Annotated in this window: 23 protein-coding genes; 13 read left to right on the plus strand and 10 right to left on the minus strand. The window is 70.7% G+C overall.

The window, feature by feature from the left end; translation table 11 throughout:
• Window positions 1-87: 87 nt before the first annotated feature.
• From OWM54_RS39005 to thiS, 5 genes are read right to left on the minus strand one after another with little or no spacing between them, the layout of a single operon-like run.
• Complete coding sequence (locus tag OWM54_RS39005; RefSeq protein ID WP_324289174.1) at window positions 88-993, minus strand: DUF4129 domain-containing protein; 906 nt, start codon at window positions 991-993, stop codon at window positions 88-90.
• Window positions 994-1,005: 12 nt separating this feature from the next.
• Window positions 1,006-2,040 carry a hypothetical protein gene (locus OWM54_RS39010; protein ID WP_223747710.1) on the minus strand — a complete coding sequence of 345 codons (1,035 nt, stop codon included), beginning with the start codon at window positions 2,038-2,040 and terminating at the stop codon, window positions 1,006-1,008.
• Complete coding sequence (locus OWM54_RS39015) at window positions 2,037-2,672, minus strand: thiamine phosphate synthase (RefSeq protein WP_267700645.1); 636 nt, start codon at window positions 2,670-2,672, stop codon at window positions 2,037-2,039. Before OWM54_RS39015 ends, OWM54_RS39010 begins: the two co-directional genes overlap by 4 nt.
• A gap of 29 nt (window positions 2,673-2,701) precedes the next feature.
• On the minus strand, window positions 2,702-3,490 hold the full coding sequence (locus OWM54_RS39020) for a thiazole synthase (RefSeq protein ID WP_342742212.1): 789 nt from the start codon (window positions 3,488-3,490) through the stop codon (window positions 2,702-2,704).
• A gap of 7 nt (window positions 3,491-3,497) precedes the next feature.
• Window positions 3,498-3,698, minus strand: a complete 201-nt coding sequence (gene thiS, locus OWM54_RS39025; protein WP_141324516.1) for a sulfur carrier protein ThiS — start codon at window positions 3,696-3,698, stop codon at window positions 3,498-3,500.
• 119 nt (window positions 3,699-3,817) lie between these two features.
• Here thiS and OWM54_RS39030 point away from each other — a divergent pair, with 119 nt between their 5' ends.
• The 9 genes from OWM54_RS39030 to OWM54_RS39070 all read left to right on the plus strand — a co-directional run bounded on the left by OWM54_RS39030 (window position 3,818) and on the right by OWM54_RS39070 (window position 11,863).
• A complete protein-coding gene (locus OWM54_RS39030; protein ID WP_223747712.1) occupies window positions 3,818-4,207 on the plus strand; it encodes a hypothetical protein in 390 nt (129 codons plus the stop codon).
• A gap of 11 nt (window positions 4,208-4,218) precedes the next feature.
• Entirely contained in the window at window positions 4,219-4,749 is a 531-nt protein-coding gene (locus OWM54_RS39035) for a hypothetical protein (RefSeq protein ID WP_267700646.1), read from the plus strand.
• A gap of 54 nt (window positions 4,750-4,803) precedes the next feature.
• Window positions 4,804-5,382 (plus strand): hypothetical protein, encoded by a 579-nt coding sequence (locus OWM54_RS39040; protein ID WP_267700647.1) that lies wholly within the window; start codon window positions 4,804-4,806, stop codon window positions 5,380-5,382.
• Window positions 5,383-5,636: 254 nt separating this feature from the next.
• Window positions 5,637-6,227: a hypothetical protein gene (locus tag OWM54_RS39045; RefSeq protein WP_223747715.1), complete on the plus strand. Its 591-nt coding sequence runs from the start codon at window positions 5,637-5,639 to the stop codon at window positions 6,225-6,227.
• 207 nt (window positions 6,228-6,434) lie between these two features.
• The gene (locus tag OWM54_RS39050) at window positions 6,435-7,568 is read left to right on the plus strand and encodes a serine/threonine-protein kinase (protein WP_223785204.1); all 1,134 of its coding nucleotides are present in this window, start codon (window positions 6,435-6,437) and stop codon (window positions 7,566-7,568) included.
• 61 nt (window positions 7,569-7,629) lie between these two features.
• The gene (locus OWM54_RS39055; RefSeq protein ID WP_267700648.1) at window positions 7,630-8,634 is read left to right on the plus strand and encodes a dipeptidase; all 1,005 of its coding nucleotides are present in this window, start codon (window positions 7,630-7,632) and stop codon (window positions 8,632-8,634) included.
• Window positions 8,635-8,670: 36 nt separating this feature from the next.
• Window positions 8,671-9,054 carry a hypothetical protein gene (locus OWM54_RS39060; RefSeq protein ID WP_141324522.1) on the plus strand — a complete coding sequence of 128 codons (384 nt, stop codon included), beginning with the start codon at window positions 8,671-8,673 and terminating at the stop codon, window positions 9,052-9,054.
• Window positions 9,055-9,227: 173 nt separating this feature from the next.
• On the plus strand, window positions 9,228-10,691 hold the full coding sequence (locus OWM54_RS39065; protein WP_267700649.1) for a hypothetical protein: 1,464 nt from the start codon (window positions 9,228-9,230) through the stop codon (window positions 10,689-10,691).
• Window positions 10,688-11,863, plus strand: a complete 1,176-nt coding sequence (locus OWM54_RS39070) for an ARPP-2 domain-containing protein (RefSeq protein WP_223785205.1) — start codon at window positions 10,688-10,690, stop codon at window positions 11,861-11,863. The genes OWM54_RS39065 and OWM54_RS39070 overlap by 4 nt, the downstream gene beginning before the upstream one ends.
• Window positions 11,864-11,868: 5 nt before the next feature.
• On the opposite strand, the gene OWM54_RS39075 is transcribed toward OWM54_RS39070, so the two are convergent.
• Window positions 11,869-12,651, minus strand: coding sequence for an alpha/beta fold hydrolase (locus tag OWM54_RS39075; RefSeq protein WP_267700650.1), 783 nt, complete (start codon window positions 12,649-12,651; stop codon window positions 11,869-11,871).
• A gap of 20 nt (window positions 12,652-12,671) precedes the next feature.
• On the minus strand, window positions 12,672-13,613 hold the full coding sequence (gene corA, locus OWM54_RS39080; RefSeq protein ID WP_223747721.1) for a magnesium/cobalt transporter CorA: 942 nt from the start codon (window positions 13,611-13,613) through the stop codon (window positions 12,672-12,674).
• A gap of 80 nt (window positions 13,614-13,693) precedes the next feature.
• Between corA and OWM54_RS39085 the strand changes: the two genes are divergently transcribed.
• Genes OWM54_RS39085 through OWM54_RS39095 form a run of 3 tightly spaced genes read left to right on the plus strand, consistent with a single transcriptional unit; the run spans window position 13,694 to window position 16,876 of the window.
• Window positions 13,694-14,851, plus strand: coding sequence for a hypothetical protein (locus OWM54_RS39085; protein WP_141324527.1), 1,158 nt, complete (start codon window positions 13,694-13,696; stop codon window positions 14,849-14,851).
• Window positions 14,851-15,675, plus strand: a complete 825-nt coding sequence (locus tag OWM54_RS39090; protein WP_143097187.1) for an HAD-IIB family hydrolase — start codon at window positions 14,851-14,853, stop codon at window positions 15,673-15,675. Before OWM54_RS39085 ends, OWM54_RS39090 begins: the two co-directional genes overlap by 1 nt.
• A 4-nt stretch (window positions 15,676-15,679) precedes the next feature.
• Window positions 15,680-16,876, plus strand: a complete 1,197-nt coding sequence (locus OWM54_RS39095; protein ID WP_141324529.1) for a class I SAM-dependent rRNA methyltransferase — start codon at window positions 15,680-15,682, stop codon at window positions 16,874-16,876.
• 185 nt (window positions 16,877-17,061) lie between these two features.
• On the opposite strand, the gene OWM54_RS39100 is transcribed toward OWM54_RS39095, so the two are convergent.
• The 3 genes from OWM54_RS39100 to OWM54_RS39110 form a co-directional block, all read right to left on the minus strand.
• Complete coding sequence (locus OWM54_RS39100) at window positions 17,062-17,484, minus strand: hypothetical protein (protein WP_267701208.1); 423 nt, start codon at window positions 17,482-17,484, stop codon at window positions 17,062-17,064.
• 102 nt (window positions 17,485-17,586) lie between these two features.
• Entirely contained in the window at window positions 17,587-18,012 is a 426-nt protein-coding gene (locus tag OWM54_RS39105) for a hypothetical protein (RefSeq protein ID WP_141324530.1), read from the minus strand.
• Between the two features lie 33 nt (window positions 18,013-18,045).
• Entirely contained in the window at window positions 18,046-18,987 is a 942-nt protein-coding gene (locus tag OWM54_RS39110) for a hypothetical protein (RefSeq protein WP_223747722.1), read from the minus strand.
• 273 nt (window positions 18,988-19,260) lie between these two features.
• On the opposite strand from OWM54_RS39110, the gene OWM54_RS39115 reads away from it, so the two are divergent.
• A complete protein-coding gene (locus OWM54_RS39115) occupies window positions 19,261-19,893 on the plus strand; it encodes a serine aminopeptidase domain-containing protein (protein ID WP_223747723.1) in 633 nt (210 codons plus the stop codon).
• The last annotated feature ends 142 nt before the right edge of the window (window positions 19,894-20,035 follow it).

A 20,035-nucleotide genomic window follows, 5' to 3' on the forward strand; every position in this document is an offset into this window, starting at 1 on the left:
TCGTCGACCCGCCGAGGTCACGCGGTCGCAGCGACGAAAGAGGTCCGGCTTCAGCCGCCGGAACGAGCTTGCGTGTCGTCGGCCATCTCATGCCGCCGCCTCCGCGCCGAGCGTGCCGAGGAGCCGCTCCACCGCTTCGAGGAACCGCGTGGCCTCGTCCACGGGGACGGGGGACAGGGAGTAGAAGGCGTGGTCGTACCACTCCACCAGACGCTCCACCTCCCGGGTGAGCGAGGCGGGGGCTCCTCGCGACGGCAGCTCCGAGGCCAGCTCCCGGTTCGTCTTCACGCGATCGGGGCGCGCCAGCCGGCGCTCCTCCAGCGCGGACAGCATGGCCAGCAGTGCCTCGCGAATCGCCTCGCGTGAATCGTTCGCCAGGGCCGTGCGCGCGCGTCGCAGGTGCTCCGGTGGCGCGTCCAGCACGAGCGGCGCCGCGGGCCCGACACCGTCCTGTGCTCGCCCCGGAGCGCGCCCCCGACGCATGGCGCGAACCTTCAGCACGCCCCACAGCACGAGCGCCATCGCCAGTCCCAGCATCACCGTGCGAGTCGCCACCGCGAAGCCCTGGGCCTCGCGCGACTCGAACAGTCCCTCCAGCCACGCCTCCAGCTTGCGCAGCCACTGCTTCACCAGATCTCCGTGCCGCTGCCGCGCGCGAGCGAACTCCGGCCGGTCCAACACGGACTTCAGTCGCTGCTGCTCGCTCCCGGGCAACTCCGTCACCGGCTCGCCGGAGCGGGCCTCCTGCTCACGCAAGCCACACGCGCGCTCGAGGAACGCCGTCACCTGCTCGACGCGCTGAGCATCCGTCGCGTCCTCGGGTGCAGGAGGCAGCGGGACTCCCCCGAGCCTCCGCTCCAGTCGCTCCAGTGACGCGGACACCTCGGAGGGGCCCGCGCGCAGCGCCTCCTCGAGCGAGCGCGCCGTGTCCTCCCGCTCCTCGCAGGGAAGCGCGGTCAGCAGGAGCATCAAGGGCAGGAAGGACACGGACACGGGCGCGCGAGGTCAGGCGGCGAGCGGCGACGTCGGTGAGGTATCGCCGCCCAGCCGCTGCTCCAGGTCCAGGGCTTCCCGGCGCACGCGCAGGTCCAGGTAGAAGAACGCGCAGACGACGAAGTTCACGGGGGAGAAGAAGGACTGGGCCATGACCTGGAGCAGCTCGACGGGCACCAGCAGCCACTGGGGCGTGCGGGCGATGGTGTCCGCGGAGAACGGGTTGCCGTAGGGCAGCATCACCAGCCAGGAGGGGATGCCGAACAGCAGGTGCACCGAGAACAGGATGAGGCTGACGACGGTGAAGAGAATCATCCCCCGCACCACCACTCGCCCCATGAAGCCCGGCTCCACGCGCCCCGACAGCAGCGTCCCCGAGCGCTGGAAGGCGGCCCACGCGCCCAGGTCCTCCATCGCCAGCACCGGCGGCAAGAGCAGGAAGCGCAGGAAGTACCAGAGCATGGCACCCACCATGCCCAGGCCCAGCACCAGCGCACCCAGGATGAGCACCACCGCGCCCAGCGCCTGCGAGCCCATCGCCGACACGACTCCGCCCACGACGAGCACGATGATGCCGGGGACACACGCCACCAGCATCACCAGCAGCGACCAGCCCAAAGACAACACGAACGCCCCCGTCACCGGCCCCACCATGGAGAGGCTGCGGCGCAGGCTGTCCGCGGGGCTCACCGGCGTGCCGAGCTGCGTGGACACCACGAAGCGGGAGGTGGCGACCATCGCCAGCCAGTAGCTCCAGATGAGGAACGAGAACATCCCGCCCCACAGCACCATGGCGAGGGCGGACTGCCCCAGCATCTCGAACGGCTTCTGCTGGGCCAGCACCTGCTGGTCGGGGGAGTACAGCATGGGCGTCAGCACCCGCGTGAGCTGGAGCACGCCCTTGGTCGCGATGTAGTTGACCAGCGAGTAGCCCAGGCTGAGCACGAAGAGGGGCTTGAGGTGGCCGCGCCAGAAGGTGACGGAGCGGTCGATGAGCTCCCCCAGGGCCAGGGGACGCAGCGCGGATGCGGAGGCAGGTGAAGTCACGGGACCGGCAGCATAGCCCGGGGCGGGCAGGCCGCGAGCAGCGTGCGCGCCGCGCGCGCCGGGTCCTCCGCCTCCAGCACCGCCGAGATGACGGCCACCCCCGCCGCGCCCTCCAGCGCAAGGGCCCGCTCGCTCGTGATGCCCCCGAGCGCGAGCGCCGGGCACCCGAGCCCGCCCGCCAGGGCACGGAACCCCTCGGGACCGAGCGGTCGCCGCGCATCCCCGGGCTTGGAGCCGGGCGCGTGGACGGGGCTCACCAGGGCCAGGTCGGCGCCGCTCGCATCCAGGGCCTCGGCCTCGTCGTGCACGGCCACGCTGAGGAGTCGGCCCGCGGGCAGGCGAGGGCGGACCTGCGCGGGCAGCAGCCCGTGGGCGGGCAGGTGCAGATGGGCGTCCACCAGCAGCGCCACGTCCAGCCGCCCGTTGATGAACAGCGGATTGCCCCGGGCATGGCAGAGCGCGGCGAGCACCCGGGCCTCCTCGAGGAACCCGCGCGAGGTGGCCTCCGGATGGCGGTGCTGCACGGCGACGTCCGGTCCCGCGTCCAGCGCGCGGGACAACGCCTCCAGCAGGCGCCCCCGAGGAAGGCGCCAGTCGGTGATGACGACGAGCCGGGGGAGGGTGGGCGCCACGGGAGCGTCCTGTCCGTCCGCGGAGAAGGCTACTGGACGATGCCGTCGATGGGGCTGGACGCGGAGCCGTAGGCCTTCCGGGGGATGCGGCCGGCGAGGTACGCGTCGCGGCCCGCCTCCACGGCCTTCTTCATGGCCACGGCCATGCGCACCGGGTCCTGCGCGCCGGCGATGGCGGTGTTCATCAGCACGCCGTCCACGCCCAGCTCCATGGCGATGGCCGCGTCGGACGCGGTGCCCACGCCTGCGTCGACGATGACGGGCACCTTCACCGTCTCCAGGATGAGGCGCAGGTTGTGCGGGTTGCGGATGCCCAGGCCGCTGCCGATGGGCGCGCCCAGCGGCATCACCGCCGCGCAGCCCGCGTCCTCCAGCTTGCGCGCGGTGATGGGGTCATCGCTGGTGTAGGGCAGCACGGTGAAGCCCTCCTTCACCAGGATGCGCGCCGCCTTCACCGTCTCCTCGACGTCCGGGTAGAGCGTCTTCTCGTCGCCGAGGACCTCCAGCTTCACCCACTTGCTCATGCCCAGCTCCTCGGCGAGCCGGCAGGTGCGCACCGCGTCGTCGGCCGTGTAGCAGAGGGCCGTGTTGGGCAGCAGGCGCAGCTTCTGCCGGTCGATGAAGCTCATGAGCGACGCCTCGCCCGTGGCCTTCAGGTCCAGCCGGCGCACGGCCACCGTGACCATCTCCGTGCCCGAGGACTCGTGGCACTGCTTCATGATGGCGTGGCTGGGGTACTTGCCGGTCCCCAGGATGAGGCGGGAGGAGAACGTCACCCCCGCGATGGTGAAGGGCTTGTCCTGGATGCTCATGGCCATCTCCTCGCTACCCGCCGCCGACGAAGGTGACGATCTCCACGCGGTCCCCCGGCTGGAGGCGGTGCTCGGGGTGGCGGGCGCGGCGCACCACCTCGGCGTTCACCTCCACGGCCACGCCCGGGCCGCCGACCCGAAGCGACTCCAGCAGCGCCGAGAGGGTGATGGCCTCCGGCACCTCGCGCGTTTCTCCGTTGACCCAGACCTGCACGGCGTCACGGCTCCTTGCGATGGGGACCCGGGCACGCACTACAGGGGCCCTCTCGTGCTGTCAACGCACACTCCGGCAGTACGTCCGCCAGCGTCACCGCTATACTCGGCGCCATGCTCATGGCTCCCAGCAGGCTTGTCTCCACCGCGCTCGTCGTCGCGCTCGGGCTGCCCGTCACCGCCGCCGCCGCGGACCCCGTCGCGACCCTGGATGCCCCTGTCCGCGCGCCCCAGCCCCTGCTGCACGGTCACCGGTATGCCTTCGTCGCGGGCGGCGTGCTGGCCGTGGGGGGGCTGGGCCTGGGCTTCTTCGCGCAGGGAGAGGCGAAGCGCGCGCAGAGCCTGTCGTCCGCCCGGGAGGCGAGGAGCACGCTGGACCGCGCCCGCTCGGCGTCCACCGCGGCCAACCTGATGTACGCCGCCGCGGGCGCCGCCGTGCTGTACGGGCTGGTGCTGGAGCTGCTCCCGGACGAGGCCGCCGACACCGCCAGCCTCACCTACCACTTCTGACCGAGTCCCCAGTGGCCCTCCGCTCTCCTGTCCCCCTCCTGGCCTGCGGTGCCGTGCTGGTGGCCGTGGCCTGCTCCATCAACGTGGACGACCTCGCCGGGCGCGCCTGCTCGGACGACACCGAGTGTCCCTCCGCGTATGCCTGCACCGCCGTGGCCGCCGACGGCCAGCGCACGTGCGAGGTCATCTATCCCCCCAGCTACGCCGAGGCCGACGGCGGCACGGACGCGGGGCCGGTGCCCACGTACTGCAAGGACGTGGCGCCCATCCTCGCCGCCAGCTGCGTGAGCACCTGCCACGGCGCGGACACCAGCGGCAGCGGCCAGTCCTCGTTCCGGCTGGACTACTACGAGCCCACGGGCAACGGCGCGCCGGGCGCGCGCGCCAAGGCGCTGCGCATCCGGGTGCGCACGTCGGACCTGAAGGACATGCCTCCCTCGGGCAGCGGCGTCACCCAGCCCACCGCCGAGGAGCGGGCCCTGGTGGCGCGCTGGGTGGCCGGTGGTGCTCCCTTCTGTGACAGCCCCGATGCCGGGCCCTGACGTCGCGGCCGTTCCCCCTCGCTTCCTTCGTCCCCGGTTTCTCCCGAGCCCAACATGAAGAAACTCCTCGCGGGCGCCACCGGCGCGGCCGCCCTCCTCGTGGCCTGCACCATCGACGTGGCGGACTTCACCGGCAAGACGTGCGAGACGGCCGGCGACTGTCCCGACACGCACGTCTGTGTCGCGGTGAGGCAGGGGCAGGGGCGCACGTGCGAGGTGCTCGGCCTGCCCGGGTCCGACGCGGGCCCCAGCGACGCGGGGCCGGTGCCCACGTACTGCGACGACGTGCAGCCCATCCTCGCCGCCAGCTGCGTGAGCACCTGCCACGGCGCGGACACCAGCGGCAGCGGCCAGTCCTCGTTCCGGCTGGACTACTACGTGGCGCCGGATGGCGGCGCGGACGGTGGTGGACTGCCGGGCGCTTTCGCGAAGGCGGAGAGAATCCGCGCGCGCACTTCGGTGTTCCAGGACATGCCGCCCTCGCCGACCACCGTCCCGTTGCCCACGGCGGAGCAGCGTGCCCTCGTCGCCCGCTGGGTGGAGGGCGGCGCTCCGTTCTGCGATGACGCCGACGCGGGCGGCGGCGCGCCGGATGGCGGTTCTCCGGACGCTGGCGGCGACGCGGGGCCGTAGTCCATCAGCGCCTGGAGCACGGGGAGAAGCCGGCGCCTCTCAGGAGGCAATCCGTTTCTCTCCGATGGGCCGTGTCGGGGAATGTTCCCACGCAGAGCGGCCGGGCGAGCAAGGCCCGGGCGCACGCCGAGGGCCCCCTGTGTCCTCCCGCGCGTGTGCGCAACCCCTGTGCAAGTTCGAGGGGAGCGCTCACTTTCTGTCCAACACCGGGGAACACTCACTCCGGACAGCCTACCGAAAGGGGCAGGACGAACATGCGCAAGCTCATGATGGCGGTCGGTGCGGTCGCGGCGATGGCGATGGTGACCGGTTGCAGCAAGCGGGACAACGTGGCGGAGCAGCGCCAGGACGTCGCCGAGGCGCAGAGCGAAGCCCGCCAGGAGGTGGCGGAGATTCGCCAGGACGAGCAGCAGGACATCGCGAACACCCAGCGCAACGCGCAGGAGGACATTGCCGAGTCCCAGCGTGAGGCGAACGAGGAGATCGCCAGCGCCCAGGAGGACGTCCGCGATGAGCAGGCGGACCTCGCCGAGGCGCAGCGTGATCGCAACGAGGAGCTGGCCCAGGGCGGCTCCGGCACGGCGGGCGCCATGGCGGCGACCACCAACGTGTCCGGTCGCGTGCTCTCCACCAGCGGCAGCTCGCTGACGGTGGTGGACACCTCCAACAACCGTCAGCTCAAGCTGAAGACGAACGACCAGAGCCGCATCCTCCAGAACAACCAGGAGGTGAAGCTGGGTGATCTGAAGGAGGGTGACCAGGTCCGCGCGTCGTACGTCATGGATGGCAAGGACATGGTGGTCCGCGAGCTGAACGTCACGCAGAACGTGACGCCCACCAAGTAACCCACGGGGCGCGGTCGGGCGGCTCGTCTCCTCACGGGCGGCCCAGGGACGGCTCCCACTCCGGTGGGGGCCGTTTCCTTTTTTCCCTGAATCCATTCTGAAGGGTCGGAAGTGCGTGTCGGACCTGGATGGTAGGGAGGATGCGTGAGGTTTCCTCACGCCTTCCCAACCCTGGGGAGGTCCTTCGCACCAGGAGCCGTCCTTCGCATGGGCACCCACCACCCGGACCAGCCTTCCCTCAAACCCTTCATCCTCTTCTCCGCGGGCGCCACGTCCTATGAGTTGATCCGCTACCTGGGCTCGCGTGGCTCGGGGGAGCTGCTGCTCGCCCGCAGGCACTACGCGGACTCGCCCGGCGACCTGGTGCTCATCAAGCGCCTGATGGACGCGGAGGACGAACTCGGTCGGGCGCGGCTGCGCGAGGAGGTCAAGCTGCTGATGCGGCTGTCGCACCCGTCCATCGCGCGGGTGTTCCTGGTGCGCGTGCACGACGGCTCGCCCCACCTCGTCATGGAGTACGTGGAGGGCCAGAGCCTGGAGACGCTCATCAGCTTCGCGGCGCTGCGGCGCCGGCCGCTCTCGGAGGCCTTCACCGCCTACGTGGGGGAGCAGCTGGCGGACGCGCTCCACCACGCGCACTCGCTGGAGGATGACCGGGGCAGGCCCCTGGGGCTCGTGCACCGGGACGTCAGCCCGCGCACGCTGCGGCTGGACGCGCGCGGCCACGTGAAGCTGGCGGACTTCGCGCTGGCGTGGGCGCGGCTGCCGGGGCGCGTGGCCACCGAAGGCCACGTGGTCCGCGGAGACCTGGCGTATGCGTCTCCGGAGGTGTTGCTGCGCCGCCCGGTCGACGGGCGCTCGGACCTGTTCTCCCTGGGCGTGGTGCTGCTGGAGCTCGCCACCGGGTTGCACCTGCTGGACCTGGAGCCGGTGGAGCGCGCGGCGCTCGCGGCCGGCCCGCACGCGGACGCGGAGGTGCTCCAGGCGGAGTCGCCCAGCTGGCTGCCCCTGCCGTTGATGGCGGCGCGCGTGGCCTGCTTCGCGCCGGAGCACGTGGAGCATGCGACGCGGTCCCTGTGCTCGCCGCTGCGCTCCATCCTGGCGCGGCTGCTGCGCCGGGAGCCGGAGGAGCGCTTCCAGACGGCGCTGGAGCTGCGGGACGCGCTGCGTGGGGTGCTGGCGGGGCGGGGGTACACGTATGGCCCGCCGGAGGCCGCGCGGGAGGCCCTGCAGGTGCGCCAGGAGGCGCGCTCCCGGGGGCAGGCCGCGGACGTGCTGTCCCCGGAGGACGCGCTGGCCGGGCTCGCCTTCCCCCGTGGCGTCATCGCCACCGGGACATGAGGCCCGGCGTGGGTCGGAGGGTGCTTGTCTGGGGCCGTGGGATGGGCAGACTCAGGCACCTATGGGTGACGTGAACGAGCTCCACCAGCGCTGGTGCATCGCGGACGGACACGCGGACTCCCTCATGTGGAACCGGGATTTGTGTGTCCGCTCCGACGAGGGGCACGTGGACTTCCCCCGCCTGCGGGAGGCGGGGGTGAAGCTGCAGTGCTTCACCATCGTCACCCGGGGCTTCCCCTTCATCGGCGGCTTCCCGGTGTTCGCCGCGTGGCGCGGCTGGCCTCGGGAGGCGCGCGCCAGCGAGTGGACGCGGGCGCTGTGGCAGCTCGAGCGCATGGCGGAGTTCTGCCAGCGCTCCGGGGACACGGTGCGCGTGGCCGACTCGCGTCAGGTGTTGGACGACAACCTGGCCCAGGGGCGGCTGTCCGCGGTGCTGGGCGTGGAGGGCGGGCACGCCATCGAGGGGAAGGTGGAGCGGCTGGCGGAACTGCACCGCCGGGGCGTGCGCTTCATGGGGCTCACGCACCTGTCGAACAATGACCTGGGCGGCTCCTCGTTCCCGATGATGGGCAACCGGGGGCTGACGACGCTGGGCCACGAGGTGATGGAGGAGATGGCCCGGCTGGGATTGAGCGTGGACGTGGCGCACGCCTCCGAGCGCACCCTGGAGAACCTCTTCTCCCATCCCTCGGTGCGCTACTTCTGTTCGCACACGGGGGTGCGCGCGGCGGGGGGCGGGTGGCGCAACCTGAGCGACGCCTCGCTGCGCTTCATCGCGGACCGGGGTGGGGTGGTGGGAATCATCTTCGCCCCCGTGTACCTGGGCGGAGACTCGGTGGACGACGTGGTTCGCCACATCGAGCACGCGGTGGACGTCATGGGCGAGGAGGGCGTGGGCCTGGGCTCGGACTACGACGGCATGGTGCCCTTGCCCAAGGGCATGAAGGACGTCACGGACCTGCGCCTGCTCACCACGGCACTGCTGCGCCGCCATCCGGAGTCCTGGGTGGAACGTGTGATGGGCGCAAACTTCCGGCGTTTCTTCCAGTCGACACTGGGTGGTTGACCGGGAGCGGGACGCTCGAAATATTGGGTTCAGCCCATGAACCGCTCCTTCCTCGCACTCGTGTCCGCTGTTGGCTCCCTCCTCCTCACCGCCTGCGGTGGCCCCGGCTCGGGGGACGACTGCGACGAACCGGGGAGCTTCATCTGTCAGGAGGCCGTCCTGGCCCTGGAGTGTCGTTCCGGCAAGTGGCGGCAGCTGCCGTGCCGGGGCCCGCTGGGGTGCCGCGAGTCTGACGAGGCGGTGCGCTGTGACACCTCCGGCAACGGCCCGGGGGATGCGTGCGCGGCCAGCGCCGAGGGGCGGGGCCTGTGCCGTCAGGACGGGAAGGCCATCCTGGAGTGCCGCGAGGGCATCCTGGTGGAGACGGCCTCGTGCACCTCCTGCGTGGTGGAGGACACCGAGGTGTCGTGCCAGCCGTGAGGCGGTGAAGGCGGACGTCAGGAGTCCCCGGCGCGCGACGTGTGGTAGCCTCGGCGCGCCGCTCGCGGGACTCCGATGCGACTTCCGATTCAAGCCTTTGGAGCCTGACACGCTGGTCGTTTCACTCTTCCCCGAGCGGCGCTCCTCTCGTCTTCCCGGAGGCAGTGCGCGCGATGGCCTTGCCCGCAGAAGTCCGTATCGAACAGGTCGCCCGAGAGGACCTGGTGATGTTCGTCAACGCGTGCTTCTCCTGCACGGGCCAGCGGGAGTTCTACGGTGACGCGCGCGGGCAGTCGGTCTCCATCGAGTTCCTGCACCAGTACATCCTGGGCAACTACCGGCGCCTCTACCGCCGCACGCTCGCGGCGGGCATCAACCACTTCAACCAGGCGCAGATCATCCTCAACCTGCTCGCCGCCGGCAGTCCCGTGGACCCGGCCGGGCGAGCGGAGGAGGGGGCCCTCATCGCCGCGGCGCTGCGCCGGCTGCCCACGCAGCGCGCGTTCCGGGTGTTGGAGTCGCTGCGCTCGCGGCACGTCAACAACCGCCGCAGCCGCGCCATCGTCCGGGAGTACCTGGCCGGGCGCTCGAACCTCTCCTTCGACGCGGTGAAGTACCGCTCCAAGCTGCGCGCGGCGGTGGTGCACGGGCACGTGAAGCTGGAGGGCGAGCTGGGGCCGTTCCTCTTCAAGGGCTGGAAGAAGCGGGTCTTCACCCAGCCGCTGTTCGAATCCTTTCGTCGGGCGCACTTCGCGCAAGAAGCGCTCTACGAGCTGCCCTACACGGTGGCGGAGGGACTGGCGCAGAAGCACGGCGTCCCGCGCGACGTGTTCCTCCGACACATCGAGCCGCGCCTCACCCAGGCGGAGCGCCTGCGACTCCAGGAGTCCGCCGCGCGCGAGGGGGGCGTGGAGCCGGCGGTGGACCTGTCCCGCGCGCCGCTGACGAAGCTCGCGCTGTATGTGTTGTCATTGAAGGCGGAGGCGCGGGCCTCTCGCCGCGAGGAACTGCACACGGCGCTGGAGGGCTCGGCGGCGCGGGTGCTGGCGCGCGCGAAGCCCGCGTTGGGGAAGGTGGCGGCGGTGTTGGACCGGAGCTATTCGACGTCGGGCTCGCTGCAGAAGCGGCGGCGTCCGCTGGCCGTGGCGTTGGCGACGCACTACCTGCTGGCCTCCGCGGCGCGGGAGTACCGGGCCTTCTGGACGGGCGAGCCCGTGGAGGACCCGTTGACGGTGTCGGCGCGCGGGCAGACGGACCTGGCCACGCCGCTGTTGGATGCGCTGGAGTGGGGCGCGGAGCTGGTGGTCATCGTCTCGGATGGCTACGACAATGACCCGCCGGGCGCGGTGGCGGAGCTGACGCGGGTGTTCCGTGAGCGCCTGGACCGGGACCGGCGCACCGCGCTGGTGCACGTCAATCCCGTCTTCGACGCGGAGGAGTACGCGCCGCGCTCGTTCGGCGGAGCGGTGGCCACGGTGGGCGTGCGAGACGCCGAGGACGTCCCGACGGTGCTCGGGTTCGCGCGCTTCGCGGAGGGCACGGCGTCGCTGGCGGAGCTGGAGCGCTATCTGTCCGGACGCGTGGATTCGTGGCTGAAGCCCCAGGTGCATGAAGGCGCGGACGAGGTGGAGGCATGAGCGACACGCGACTCATCCGGCGACTGGAGGCGCACGGGCTGCGCTTCGCGCCCGCGCAGGCGTGGAACCGCATGCGGCTGGTGCCGGTGCTCCGCGACGAGGTGCGGGACGACCTGCGCTTCGCGCGCCGCGAGTACTCGGAGTGGGCGGCGGTGGTGTCCCTGGAGGGTGAGCTCGAGGGCCGCGGCCTCAAGTACATCTCCTACGTCCCGCACGGCATGGTGGTGAGCTGGGGCCAGCGCCAGGCGGACGCCGTCTACGGCACGCGGCTGAACGCGCGTGACGGCAAGAAGGTGATGGCCGGCCCCGTCCCGGTGCGCCTGTTGCACCGCATGGTGCACCGCGAGGACAAGAACCAGCTGCGCATGTTGCCCCTGCATCTGGCGATGGAGGGCTTCCTGGCGCAGCACTTCGGCGGGCCGGAGATCGCCTGGTCGGAGTACTCACGCGACGCGCTGACCTACGGGCTCAATCCCCGCATGGAGTCCTCCGTCCCCGGGTGGCTCAGCTCGGTGTTGGACGGGGCGCTGCGCACCTTCGAGGTCCACGAGAAGCAGGTGGGCCTGCTGCTCTTCAACGCGGATGAGCTGCTGTCCGCCTTCGTCGTCTCGCATCCCGACGACTACCGCGTCCTGCACCGCACGCTGCTCGAGGACTTCTACGGCGAGCTGCTGCTCCAGTACGGCTATCTCCAGGAGGTCGTCGAGCTGTGGACGCCACTGGACGCGAAGCGGGTGTCGAGCCTCGGTGACCTGCGCGCGGAGGTGACGCGCATGCGCGAGGACTGGGGCGCCTTCCACGGCTTCATGGCCGGAGGCCTCTTCGGCGTCGAGGTGTCGTCACAGAAGGTGTACGAGGCCGGCCCGTATCTCCTGCAGCGCTTCCACACGAGCCTGGTCCCGTCGGCGGAGAACCACCTGGGCGAGGCCATCGTGGACAAGGACGGCACGCTTCAATACCTGAAGACGTACCGCCTCTCCGCGGCGCAGACGCGTCGCGCCTACCTGCTGCAACGGCTCGCCCAATCCCAGTGGAACCTGGACGAGGTCGCCGAGCACATGGGCTCCACCCGTCAGGAACTCGTCACCCGCATCCAGAACGCGGGCTTCGGTTATCTCCTCAAGGCACATGTCCTCGAGGAGGCCCGCCGACTGGCGACCCGTGGGCGCTGAGTTCCTCAGAGTGACGCGAGGAATGAGTCCAGCACCGCGTTGACGCGCTCGGGCTGCTCCTGGTTGGCCAGGTGCGCGGCGCCGGGGATGACCTCCAGCCGGGCTCCCGTCACCAGGTCCGCCATCTGCTTCGCCTTCTCGGGCGGGGTGATGGCGTCGTGCTCTCCCGCCACCATCAACGCGGGCCCCGCGTAGCGCGCCAGGATGTCCTTGCTGTCGGGACGCAGCGCCATGCCACGCTGGGCGGCGGCGAGGGCCTGGGGCGAGGCCGCGCGCATCTGCGCCTCCACCGCGCGACCCACGGGTGAATCCGCTCCCGAGCCGACCAGCTTGGACAGCAGGGCCTGGATGACGGGCTCCACGCCTTTTTCGAGCGCCTCCTTCGCGGAGGCCTCGCGGCGCGCCTTGCCAGCGTCGTCATCCGCGGTGCACTGCGTGTCCATCAACACGAGGCCCGCAACCCGCCCCGCGTCCTCGCGCAGCAGCGCCATGGCCGCGTAGCCACCCATGGACACTCCACCCACCACGGCCCGGTCGATGCCGAGCGCATCCAGCAGCGCCAGGGTGTCCTGGGCGATGACGGACATGAGGGTGGGGCCCTCGCCGAGCCCGCTCCCGCCGAAGCCCCGCGTGTCCGGAAGGATGAAGCGGTAGCGGCCCGACAGGGCCTTCACCTGCGCATCGAAGGACTCCCCGTTGAGGGGAAAGGCGTGCAGCAGCACCACCGCCGGGCCCTGGCCCACGTCGCGGTAGTGCAGGGAGAGGCCATTCACGGTGACGGTCGGCATGCATCCTCCAGCGAGCGGCCTCACAGCCACTGCTTGCGTTTGAACCAGAAGAAGAGGGACACGGGCAGGGCGACAATCGAGACCCACATGGCGATGTACGAGCCCCGTCCCGACAGCGCATCGAAGTTCTGTCCGAAGAATCCGACGATGAACGAGAGCGGCAGGAAGATGGTGGCGAAGATGGTGAGCTGCTTGGTGATGTCGTTCGTCTTGTTGGCCACCATCGACAGGTAGCCGTCCATCACGTTGCCCAGGATGTCGCGGCCCGCGTCGATCTGCTCGTACAGCCGCACCAGGTGGTCGTACACGTCGCGGAAGTAGAGCGTGGAGCGCTCGTCGACGTGGGGGATGCCTCGTCGCGCCATCAGCCCCACCACGTCGCGCTGGGGGGAGAGCACCCGGCGCAGCTGCACCAGCATCCGCTTCAGCTCGAAGATGCGCTGCAACTGGGCCTTCTCCACCTGCTCGAAGATGGCCACCTCCAGGTCCTCCAGCTCGTCGCTGAACGTGTCGAGGATGGGAAACTGGGCATCCACCAGCCCGTCCGCCAGCAGGTAGAGGATGAAGTCCGTGCCGCGCCCCAGGGTGGTGGCAGGGTCCGCGCGCACGCGCTGTCTCACGGACTCCAGCCCGTTGAAGGGCAGCTCGTGCACGCTGATGATCCACTCCTTGGCGAGGAAGAAGTGGTGCTCATGGAGGGTGAGCTGGCAGACGTCCTTGCCCGCGCTGAAGCCCTGGAGCACGACGAAGACGTGGTTGGGGTACTCCTCCAGCTTGGGGCGCTGGTCCAGGTGGAGGCAGTCCTCGACGGCCAGCTTGTGCAGGCCGAAGCGCTCGGCGAGCCGGGCCATCTGCGCCTCGTCGGGCTGGAGGACGTCGATCCACTTGCGCCCCTCCTCGGCGAGCAGCTCCTCACCCCCGGTGAAGAGGGCTCCGTCCTTCAGCAGACAGACCTGAATCATCCCGTAGCGCTCCCGGGCCTTGCGGCGCGGCCCCGGTCCGAGTGCTAGAACTCCCCCGCGCGGAAGTCGAGCGCTAGAGTGTGCCCCCCGTGTCCGCAGACGCCGAGAACCCGCAGGCCTCCCTGACTCCGAGGCTCGAAGAAATCCTCCAGGCCCACCCCGACGGCGCCTTCGCCGGCCGGCTGCGCAAGGTGTACGCCGCCGCCGCCCAGGCCATCGCCCGGCTGAGCGACATGGACCTGGTGAAGTACGAGACGCCCGTGGTGGATTCCAGCCCGGACCTCTCCCTCTGGGAGGAGATGGCGCCCGTCATCCGTGACACGGTGATGGACGTCAACGCGCTCCTCAACGTCATCCGCGTGCAGTTCCCCGCGCAGCCCGGTGGAAACCTGGCCGACCTGGTCCTGAGCGGCACCAAGGACCCGGGCATGCTGATGCATGACGCGATGACGCAGCTGGCCCAGGGCATCACGCAGCTGGGCGAGGCCATGCGCAACCCCTCCGTGGTGAGCGACCGGTGGACGCTGCTGGCGGAGATCCAGCGCTTCCGCTCGAGCTTCCGTGAGCGCGTCAGCAACCTCGTGTTCGAGACGGCGAGCACGCTGGGCGAGGTGACGCGGGCGCAGGTGGTGCCCGGCCACGAGGCGGAGGTGAAGGCCGCGGTGACGGTGCGCGCCATCTCCGCGGACCTGGGCCGCATCCTGACGGCGCGGCTCAACAAGGTGCGTGAGGCGGAGGCGCAGGACGTGCAGTGGAACGCGCAGCAGCTCCAGACGGAGATGGACGCGTTCGGCCGCACGGCCGCGTACCGGAACCTGCGCGCGCAGGACAAGCGCCACATCGTGGAGATGCGCGCGGAGGTGGGGCGGCTGGCCATCCTCGCCAACCCCTCGCGCGAGGAGCTGCTGAAGGTCGTCAGCGAGCTGGACACCTTCGTGCGCGGCCTGTCCGCGGTGAACCAGCGGCAGATCCTCATCATCCACGACCGCGAGGTGTGGGCCTCCTGCGGCGTGAAGCTGGAGCGGGCCCTGTCGCTGGTGGACGAGGACGCGCCGGTGTCCGCGCGGCTGCTCGCCGAGGCGGCCCAGGCGGCCCAGGCGCTCTACGGGCGCGCGTCGGACATGGACGCGTTCCTGCGCAAGGCGCGCAAGCAGCCGCTGGCCCAGCTCACGGGCCCGGAGCTGGGGGCGACCATCGAAATCTTCCAGGGACTGCTCGCCCAACTGGACGTGATGTGATGCCGGCCTCCAGCAAGGTCGTGACGCCGCGCCCGCTGCGCGAGGCGGACCTGTCCCGTGTCGAGGGCGTCTTCACGGACGTGGATGGCACGCTGACGACGGGCCACAAGCTGCGCTCGGACACCGTGCGAGCGCTGGAGCGGCTGTCCGACTCCGGGCTGCGCGTGGTGCTGGTGAGCGGTCGTCCGGCGGGGTGGGGTGAGGCGTGGGCCCGACAGCTCCCGGTGGACGGCGTCATCGTGGAGAACGGTGGCCTGTTCTTCCTGCGCGGCAAGCGAGGGCTGCGCAAGGTGTACCTGGAGGCGCCCGCCGAGCGCGTGGCGAACCGGCGCAGGCTCCAGGCCGAGGTCGCCCGGGTGTTGAAGCAGGTGCCCGGCGCGCGGCTGTCGGTGGACAGCGCGTACACGGAAGTGGACCTGGCCGTGGACTACAACGAGGAGGCCCGCCTCGGTGAGGAGGGTGCTGCTCGCATCGAGTCGCTGCTGCACGCGCGAGGCGTGACGGCGGTGCGCTCGTCGGTGCATGTGAATTGCTGGCTCGGCCGCTTCGACAAGCTGAGCGCGACGCGGAGATTCGCGCGGGTGGCGTGGGGGGAGAAGCTGGAGCCCCGAGACGGCCGCTACGTGTACGTGGGGGATTCTTTCAACGACGCCCCGATGTTCCAGGCTTTCGAGCTGGGAGTGGGCGTGGCCAACGTGCGCGCGGTGCTGGACCGCATCGACGCGCCGCCGGCCTTCATCACCCGGGCGGCGGAGGGCAAGGGCTTCGAGGAGCTGGCCCGGACGCTGCTGGCCCGGCGGAGCCGAAGGGCTCGTGAGGAGTGACACCGTGAATGTCGTGAAGTTGGAGCTGGCGCGCGGACTGGGACGGCACCTGCGCGCGGGGCACCCGTGGGTGTTCCGCAAGGCGCTGGAGCACGTGCCGCGCATCCCCGCCGGCAGCGTGGTGGACCTGACGGAGAATGGGAAGTTCGTCGCGCGTGGGTATTACGATCCGCACTCGGCCATCGCCGTGCGGGTGCTGACGCGCGACTCGCGGGACACGGTGGACGCGGGCTTCATCACCCGGCGCGTGCGCCAGGCGCTGGCCGAGCGCCAGTCGCTCATCGACCTGACGGACACGGACAGCTACCGCCTGATCCACGGCGAGGGCGACGGTCTGCCGGGCGTGGTGGTGGACCTCTACGCGGGCTGGGCGGTGATGAAGCTGTACTCGGCCGGCCTGACGCCGTACCGGCCGCTCATCATCGAGGCCTTGAAGGCCGGGGTGCCGGGGCTCAAGGGCATCGTCGGCCGCGACGAGGTGGCGCGCGATGACGTGGAGGAGGACGAGGGCCGAGGCACCGGGCGCATGCTGTACGGCCCGGAGGCGCCCGAGCAGATCGCCATCCGCGAGCGCGGCGTCACCTTCATGGTGGACGTGTGGCGCGGACAGAAGACGGGCTTCTTCCTGGACCAGCGGGAGAACCGTCACCTCATCCGTCGACTGGCCAAGGGCCGCGACGTGCTCAACTGCTTCAGCTTCAGCGGAGGCTTCTCCGTCAACGCGGCGCTGGGCGGGGCCAACAGCGTGTTCTCCGTGGACCTGGACCCGGAGGCCATCGCCCTGGCGCGCGAGAACTTCACGCGCAACGGGCTGCCCGCGGAGAAGCACGACTTCCTCGCGGCGGACGTGTTCAAGGTCATCCAGTCCTTCAAGGACGAGGGCCGCACCTTCGACCTGCTCATCCTGGACCCGCCCGCCTTCGCCAAGAGTCAGCGCGCGGTGCAGGCGGCCATCGACGGGTACGCGTCGCTCAACCGTCAGGCGCTGGGCATCCTCCGGCCCGGTGGGCTGCTGGCCACGGCGTCGTGCTCAGCGCGCGTGAGCCCGGATGAGTTCATGGGCGCGGTGCGCGAGGCGGGCTTCAAGGCGGGCGTGGACCTGGCGCTCGTCGAGGAGCGCTACCAGCCGCCGGACCACCCGGTGCGCCTGCAGTTCCCGGAAGGGAAGTACCTCAAGTTCTACGTGCTGCAGGCCGTCTGACGCGCGCTTGCTGCTCGCCGTCGCGTGGGGGCGCCGCGGAGCTTGGGGGATGAGTGTCGCTCCCTCCCGGTCGGGGAGGGGGCGTGCCCCAGGCGAGTGGCCGTGCTCCGGCCGGTGCCTCACCACCCTGGCTTGCTGCGAGGCGCGAGAAGCCGAGGTATGCGGCTGGCGGACTTGCGCCGCGCTCAGGTCCCGAAGACGCGCGACGCCACGCGGTCCAGCACGGTGGTGCCCCACGTGAGGCTGGCCTTCATCAGCCGCTCCATGTCCTTCGTGAAGGCGGAGCCCACGGGCAGCTGCGTGTAGTCGCGGCTGAGGAACAGGCTCTTGTTCTCCGTCTCGAAGTCCACGGTGCCGCCGCCCGCGTCGGTGCCTTCCTCGGCCTCACGACGGAAGCCGTCGATGACGCCCGGCTTCGGGTCCTCGCGGAAGCGGTACACCAGCGCGCTGCACTCGAGCGTCTGCGTCGCCTCGTGGTGCTCGAAGTAGAGCTGCGCGTCGCCCACCATCGCGCCGCCGAAGCCCTGCGCATTGAGGCCCTCGCTCATCCCCGCGCCCTGCGTCTGCAGATACCAGCGCACGAGCTCCCGCGCGGCCTCGCGCGTCATCGGGCCGCCCGGCGGGGGAGGGGGCTTCGCCAGGCCCATGGTCGACAGGAGCCACTGCAGGTGGCGGGAGAACGCGAGCGCCATGTCCGAAGCCCTCCTACGTCACTTCGCGGGGATGACCTTGGAGGCCACGCGCTCGAACACCTCGCTGCCCCAGCGCAGGCTCGCCGCCATGAGCTTGCTCAGCTCCGAGGCGAAGACCAGGTCGATGGGCGGCGTCTGGTACGAGCGGCTGAGGAAGAGGCTCTTGCTCTCCGACTCGAAGTCCACCGTGCCACCGCCGGCGTCCGTGCCCGCGGCCTGCTCGGCGCGGAAGCCCTCGAGGACGCCGGGGCGGGGCGCGTCACGGAAGCGATAGATGAGGGCGCTGCACTTGAGCTCGCCGGTGTCCTCGGAGTGCTCGAAGTACAGCTGCGCCTCGCCCACCGACACTCCACCGAGCCCCTTGGGATTGAGCCCGGGGCTCAGGTGGACGCCCTGAGCCCGAAGATACTCCTGCACCAGTTGAGTGGCCTCGTCACGCGTCATGGTGGTGGTTTACCACGACTGGCGTGTGGGCCATCAGAACTGGCCGGCGCGAGCCTGCTCGAACGGGACGCGGTGGTTCAGGTACGTGCCCACCAGCGAGTGCGCGCCCGAGAACACGGTGTCCTCGGAGAAGTAGTGCACCTGCGCGCCCTTGCCCGCGTGGCGCAGCATGTCCGCGGGGCTCCAGCCCTTGCCGCCCAGACCGAAGAGCGTGGGGACCGCGTCGCGGTTGTTGATGTAGTGCACGTAGTTGGGGCCGTCCGGATAGGTGCAGGCGGCGGCCGCGAACGTCTCCACGTTCAGCTTGCTCATCGTCTGCTCGACCTGCTCCTTGGTCATCCCGTCTTCGATGCGCAGCCGGCGCGCCACATCCGACAGCGCGCGCGAGGTGATGAGGCCACCCTGGCTGTAGCCGACCAGGTGCACGTCCCGGCCCGCCTTCAGCTCGTTGTAGACGGTGTCCGCCAGCGTATCCACGGCCGGGTTGGTGCCCTTGTCCAGCTTGTCCTTCACGGCCTGGAACAGGTCGGCGACGGTGCCCTGCGTGGAGTTGTGGATGCCGATGGTGCGCATGCCCGTCGTGTCCGCGAGCGCCTGCAGCTCCGCCGTCTGCTTGGCCAGGTCCGTGCGCATGCCGTTGGTGTAGATGACCGTGGCCGTCGCGTTCGGGTTGTTCTTCGGCGTGAAGGCGGGGATGTCGCTCAGCGGCGTGCCGGGCTCGAACGTCTGGCCACCAGCGCCCACCAGCTTGCCGTCGTAGACCTTGTCCTTCGAGCCCGGGGGCGCCGTGAAGACACCGGCCACCGTCGCCGTGCCCCTCGCCTTGCCGCTCTCGAAGCCATCCACCACCGCGTTCGCGCGCGCCGCGCTCGGCTGCACCGCCGGCGTCGCCACGGTGTTCACTTCCGACGTGCGGCCAACAGGGGTCCGGGGGGTGGTGCCGACGACGGGGCGGCCACGCTCGATGGTGCTCATGCTGGAGGGCTCCTGCGGACTACGACGGGGGGATGGAAGATGACGTCCTTGCCCCATTGTCCCAGGAAGCCGTCCGAAGTTGCGCACGAACGCGGTAATTCGCTCCAAACACTCAATTCCGACGCGGTGCGTCGTGGTGACTTGTCGCGTCACATCCCGAGTGAAGCGGGGAAGCCGAGCCGAACCCGAGGTGCTCTCCAGGGTTGGAGGTCTTCCGAGGGGCGGTGCGGGCAGGAGTATCGGTCCGGCGCCCGCCCTCCTATGGTGGATTCCATGGTCCAGAAAGGTCAGTTCCTGGAGCGCTCCACGCTCATCCCCGTGGGCGCGGAGGTGATGGAGGGCACGGCGCATCGCGGCAAGCGCGCGCCTCCGTTGCTCATCATCCCGCCGCGGCCGGACGAGGGTGGGGGGATGGATCACGTCATCGCCGCGGAGCTCGCCTGGGCGGCGGCCAGCGCGGGCTTTCCCACCCTGCGCTTCAACCACCGGGGCGTGGGCGCGAGCCAGGGCAAGCGGGGCAAGGACCTGGCGTTGCTCGAGGACGCCGAGGCGGCGATGCGGGTGCTCCTGGAGACGGCCGGCACGAGCGCGGTGGCGGTGGCGTCGCTGCACGGCGGCGCGCAGGTGGCCCTGGCGCTCCAGGCGCGCTTCCCCGCCGTGGGGGGCCTGTGCCTGGTCGCGCCGGCGGACGTGGACCCGGCGGTGCTGGGGCGCGTGACGTGCCCGTTGCTGGTGGTCCAGGGGGAGGGGGACGCACGGATGCCTCGGGCGGCGGTGTCGGCGGCGGTGGCCCGGGCGGGGGGGGATTTCGAGGTCATCGACGACGCGGGCGCCACCTTCCAACGCAACCTCCCGCAGGTGGGGCACGCCCTGTCCACCTGGCTCCAGCGCCTCTCCGGCGGTTGACCGATGCTCCGCAACCCAGCGGACTTCTTCACATTTCTTCAGCCTCCCGCACTTGCACGCCGGGAGAGTGGGCGTACAGACTGTCCGTGCAGACCCAATCGTTTCTCCGTTCGTTCGTAGGGTCTTCCGGAAGCGTGCCTCG

The sequence above is a fragment of the Myxococcus sp. MISCRS1 genome (genome assembly GCF_026626605.1).
Lineage (GTDB): Bacteria > Myxococcota > Myxococcia > Myxococcales > Myxococcaceae > Myxococcus > Myxococcus fulvus.